The organism is Pseudoalteromonas sp. MMG012 (assembly GCF_018100875.1).
Taxonomy (GTDB): Bacteria; Pseudomonadota; Gammaproteobacteria; order Enterobacterales; family Alteromonadaceae; genus Pseudoalteromonas; species Pseudoalteromonas aurantia.
In genome coordinates, this window is the sequence record NZ_JAGJEF010000136.1 from 1 (window position 1) to 4,675 (window position 4,675).

The 4,675-nt window shown below is 38.3% G+C and carries 6 protein-coding genes and 1 pseudogene; 5 read left to right on the forward strand and 2 right to left on the reverse strand.

The genetic code is table 11. The annotated features are described in order from the left end of the window. Nucleotides 1-42: 42 nt before the first annotated feature. The 3 genes from J8L97_RS22330 to J8L97_RS22335 are packed head-to-tail and all read left to right on the forward strand — an operon-like array spanning nt 43 to nt 772. Nucleotides 43-453, forward strand: a complete 411-nt coding sequence (locus J8L97_RS22330; RefSeq protein ID WP_211052893.1) for a hypothetical protein — start codon at nt 43-45, stop codon at nt 451-453. 16 nt (nt 454-469) lie between these two features. Then, a complete protein-coding gene (locus tag J8L97_RS23890; RefSeq protein WP_282098576.1) occupies nt 470-592 on the forward strand; it encodes a hypothetical protein in 123 nt (40 codons plus the stop codon). Between the two features lie 15 nt (nt 593-607). Continuing rightward, a complete protein-coding gene (locus J8L97_RS22335; protein WP_211052895.1) occupies nt 608-772 on the forward strand; it encodes a hypothetical protein in 165 nt (54 codons plus the stop codon). 144 nt (nt 773-916) lie between these two features. Here J8L97_RS22335 and J8L97_RS22345 read toward each other — a convergent pair. After that, nucleotides 917-1,408 (reverse strand): annotated as a pseudogene (locus J8L97_RS22345) (transposase). 203 nt (nt 1,409-1,611) lie between these two features. Next, nucleotides 1,612-1,812, reverse strand: coding sequence for a hypothetical protein (locus J8L97_RS22350; protein WP_211052898.1), 201 nt, complete (start codon nt 1,810-1,812; stop codon nt 1,612-1,614). 382 nt (nt 1,813-2,194) lie between these two features. Here J8L97_RS22350 and J8L97_RS22355 point away from each other — a divergent pair, with 382 nt between their 5' ends. Both J8L97_RS22355 and J8L97_RS22360 read left to right on the forward strand, forming a co-directional pair. Then, nucleotides 2,195-3,238, forward strand: coding sequence for a GGDEF domain-containing protein (locus J8L97_RS22355; RefSeq protein ID WP_247688786.1), 1,044 nt, complete (start codon nt 2,195-2,197; stop codon nt 3,236-3,238). A gap of 321 nt (nt 3,239-3,559) precedes the next feature. After that, nucleotides 3,560-4,675 (forward strand): TonB-dependent siderophore receptor (locus J8L97_RS22360; protein WP_211052900.1); only part of this gene is annotated, 1,116 nt, incomplete at its 3' end.

Consider the following 4,675-nt stretch of genomic DNA (forward strand, 5'->3'; position numbering starts at 1 on the left):
TATTAGATCACATACTTAAGCAGATTGGTATCAAAGGTATTTTTGTTGATAGTGAGTGGGCTGTTGCTTGGCTTATCAAGTGGGTGTTCAGTTCAGTTAGTTTCTGATTATGACCATCAGTCTCAACAACAGATGATGAATGTGGCAAAACAAGTAGAGCGCTTTTATTTAGAGTTGGCTCTACAACCTGTTGAAAAGCGAAGTTATCAAGTTAGCAGTAAAGGGTATATACAGATAGATGTTGAATTGTCGGCTTTACTTTTACGACAAAAAGTACGAGAGCTGAATGAATTGACGACTAAGCAAGTTACGATGACTCAAACTATGTGGCAACAAGACCAGCTTACCCATCGAAAAAATAATACGATTTCAGATTTCATAATTAAGCGACGTAGAGCACAATATCAGCGTGTATTTTTAGCAATGGTTCGTGGTGAGCAAATGAAGCAATAACATTAAGGAAAAAGTAATGAATACACAAAAGCTACTCGATGAAATGCTAGAGGCAGCATTAAATGTGGTTGAGCATAACGTCGAGGACTTAATGAAACCTTTTCAAAAAGCATTGTTAGCGGAAAAAGATTCTTTGTAGCCTTTAATACAAGCAATGTTAGATGGAGAATTGACTGAAGAAGAACTTGAAGTTGAACTGGAGCGTGAGCGGAAAATATTAGAAGTTGAGCTTATCACGTTAGAGATCATGTGTAAGGCGACAATACAAAAAGCGATTAATGCTGCTTTCACTCACTTATCAGCAGCAATCAGAGCTTGATTACTTACTGCAAACCTTAGTGAGGTTTACCTGTATTGATACATAGACTAGATTATATCGACATATTCAAAAGCGGGTGAAACATCAGCGATGTCCCTAAATGTTGGATATGTCGCCATTGATAAGCATAATAAATGAAACGACTCAAACAGTTAAGCAAGAACACATCCGCTTATAGTTTGCCAAAACTTGTTTATCTTGTCTGATTTTTACCACTAAACAATCGAGGTAAACAATGGGGTAAACCGCATCTAAAAGCCTAGTTTGCCATTCAACGACTTACTCAATTACCGCGTTAGTCACGCGGGAAATGAGCGTTGCTGAAACATCAACATCCTACATTTCTTTGAAGGTCGCAACGATATCACGCGTGGTTATGCCCTTGGAGTACGGGTATAAAATCTTGTCATCCATTGAGGTAAAACGGGCTTGATTCTTCTTAACGAGCACAGGCTCAAAGCTTGAGTCTCTATCGCGTGGAGCATCTAAATCAACTTCGTCATCTTCAGTGCGAACGGTTTTAGATGAATAACCGTTACGATAATTCTCTTTACTAGATTTTTCATGACGAGCGTAGCCAAGATGTTTGTCTAGCTCAGCATTGAGTGCTGCTTCAACAGTGACCTTGGTTAGCATTTTACGAAAATCAGTTCAGTCGGCTTCTAACTTTATTGAGTTAGCGGCTTGTTCAGCAAATGCTTCTAGTTCTTTCTATTCATAGTCTGCCTATCTAAAACCTTATATGGGGATTAATGATAGGCAATTACCCAGATTTAGTTACTGGGTCGATTAAAGTTTATGGATAGGCGCCACTCTACAAAAGGGCGACGCACTTTTATTTATCTACAACCTCTTTCTGGCGTTGTATGATCCCAGCATACTTCTTGGCCTGTGCAATGTACAGTATCGTTACAGCCTCTGCTGTTACATGCTCGCGCTGTTTTGGGACCTGCGCCAGCTACGTAAAGTGTCGCTGCTTCTGAAAGCGTATTGGTTGGGGTGAGTTGTTTTAATTGTTTTTTATTTATAGATATCTTCATGACTTAGCTCCTTGTTGTACGTTGATAGTTATGTTCAGAATGTATACCTACATCAGTGTAGGTTTTTATTGTATATTATATTCAATTATATAATCAATCTTTGTTTTGGTTAAAATAAATACAGTTTATGGATGTTAAGCTAAAGTACTAAGTACTGATAGAAACTAAAAAGTAGTATTATATTATCCCCAACCTTACAATACACAGCAAAAGACCGTTTGTTACTTTTGAGGGTATATTGTTTAATTTTCCAGGCTTTAAGTCGACTATAATAACTGTGGTGAGCACGTACATATTTTATACTTCTCTTGTTTACTTTTATCCTCTTTGGGAATCTCGGAACGGTGTTATCTCATCACTATCAATACCCTTATTAGTATTAATGACATTTTTTGCTGCGCAATTTAATCGCAGCCGAATAGCGATTGCATGTCTCGTTTGGTTACTATTTATAGCTAGTCAACAGGAAGCCGTGTTTTGGTCAGATTGGTGGCGGAAAAACCAGTCTTGGTTAATTTTAAGTATATCACTATGGTTTACAGTACTAGCTTTAATAAAAGATCGCGCCTTTTTGTCAATTCATGCCGTCTCACGCATTATTTACTTCATTTTATGTGCCGGTGTTTCTTTTTATTGGCTGAAATTTAATGTTGAAATTGTTTCGCTCGTATCTCAAGTCAACTTACTAATAGAGCTTAAAGAGTATTTCCCTGTCATTTTTCCAAGCGCTGTATTTGGTTTTTTATTGCTGTTATTGAGTCTCAAATCCAAGGATCTTACTGTTGCAGTATTGTTTACAAGCAGCTTGATATGGCAGCTGTATAGTTCAAACATCCTTGCTTTATCTGCGGAAGTTATATGTGTCATGGTGGCACTGATTTATCTTTTAGTTGTATGTATCGAGTCTTACTTTCTAGCTTATCGAGATGACTTAACAGGGTTACCAACACGAAGAGCACTCAAGCAGTTGTCATTATCATTGGGTCGTCGTTACACGGTAGCGATGATTGATATTGATCATTTTAAAAAGTTTAATGATACCTATGGTCATGATATTGGCGACCAAGTTTTAAAGTTGGTAGCGACAAAGCTTACAAATATCAAAGGAGGGGGACGCGTATTTCGTTACGGTGGTGAAGAGTTTACAGCGGTATTTCCACGTAAAAATACAGAGGTGTGTCTGCCATATTTAGAAAGTTTACGAGAGGATGTCGCGAGCTACGATATGGTGATCCGGGATGCTTCACGCGTTGGAAAAAAGTTTAGAAAAGCGCATAAATCACAATCCTACAAAACGGTTAAGGTGACAATCTCGATTGGTGTAGCACAAAAAAGTTCAAAACAACACTTCGATCAAGTATTAAAGCATGCTGATTTAGCTTTATATCGTGCTAAAAAACGGGGACGCAATAATGTAAGTGAGTAAGCTTAATCGTTAGCTATCCCATGTGTTTGTATTTACAGCATATGGATAGTTACATGATTTAACAGCTTGAAACGCAGTTTTACTTCTCTTTTCCTCTCGTAATATCTCGTCTTAATTTGTTGTTTTAAAAAAAAATAAGTGTAAATTATTGTATCGTTAACTTGTTTTTTAACCCACGGTTAACTTCAATTTCATGCACTGCTCTCATACTGAACCGTTAGTCATTTTTCATTCATCTTGGTGGCTCTAATTTAGCTTTCACACAAATTAAACAAACGTTATTGGCTGTAATTTGGCCATGAAAAAGTGTAGAAGGTGAGTATGAAAAAATCAGTTATAGCATTGTCTATTATTGCATCTATTCCCATGATTTCGAATAGTGTACGCGCACAGGGTATCGATAAACCAATTGAGAAAATAGAAGTGACGGGGTCTAAAATTAAGCGCTCAGATATGGAGACAGCAAGTCCTGTTACAATCATTGGTGCTGAGGATATCAAAGCCTCAGGCGCCGTGACCATTGATGATATTTTACAAGATATGACTGCTGCTGGTGGCGCTATGACCAACCCTGGAGTTAATAATGGCTCAGGCGGCAATGCCAGTATCAACCTTCGCGGGGTGGGGGATCAAAGAACTTTAGTACTTGTCAATGGCCGACGTATGATTAACTCTGGTACTGGGGCCGCATCTACAGTTGATTTAAATACGATACCTGTATCTATGATTAAGTATGTAGAAGTACTCAAAGATGGTGCTTCTGCTGTTTACGGCACCGATGCAGTTGCAGGTGTGGTTAATATTATTTTGAAAGATGATGTCGAGGGAGCGGAATTAAATGCTCAGACAGGTCTAAGTAGTGAAGGAGATGCACAAAGAAATAGCATTGCTCTTACTATTGGCAATAGTTTTGATAAAGGAAATATGGTCTTTGGTTTGCAATATATGGACCGCGGTGAAGCAAGCCAAACGGACCGTAATTTTTCCGCATGCCCAATTACGGAAAGTGATGACGGTAAAGAGTTACTGTGTGGGGGATCCTCAATTACACCTAATGGCCATGTATATTTAGAGAGCGGTAAAGAGTTACAAGGTCGTCCTGATGGCTCTTATAGTGAATATAATCCAGAATCAGATCCATATAATTATTCGCAAGACAGCTATTTGTATACTCCGATGAAGAGCTTAAATTTAACAGGGCTTATTAATTATGAGCTATCAAATGAAACGACTTTATTTACAGAGGCAATGTACACAAAGCGTTGGTCAGAGCAACAAATGGCACCACAACCGATTTGGTTTGATTTTACTTACTCTGAAGCAATGGGCGACGATTTGCTTGAGCATGGCGCTGAGTATGGAGATACCATTCATTATCGTCGTCGAATGACAGATACAGGTACGCGGGATTTTTCTCAAGTAGTTGATACATTTAGA

Bases quoted from the DNA above. Each gene is read 5' to 3' on its own strand.
- J8L97_RS23890 (WP_282098576.1), top strand. From the start codon at position 470: ATGAATACACAAAAGCTACTCGATGAAATGCTAGAGGCAGCATTAAAT.
- J8L97_RS22355 (WP_247688786.1), top strand. From the start codon at position 2,195: ATGACATTTTTTGCTGCGCAATTTAATCGCAGCCGAATAGCGATTGCA.
- J8L97_RS22335 (WP_211052895.1), top strand. From the start codon at position 608: ATGTTAGATGGAGAATTGACTGAAGAAGAACTTGAAGTTGAACTGGAG.
- J8L97_RS22350 (WP_211052898.1), bottom strand. From the start codon at position 1,812: ATGAAGATATCTATAAATAAAAAACAATTAAAACAACTCACCCCAACC.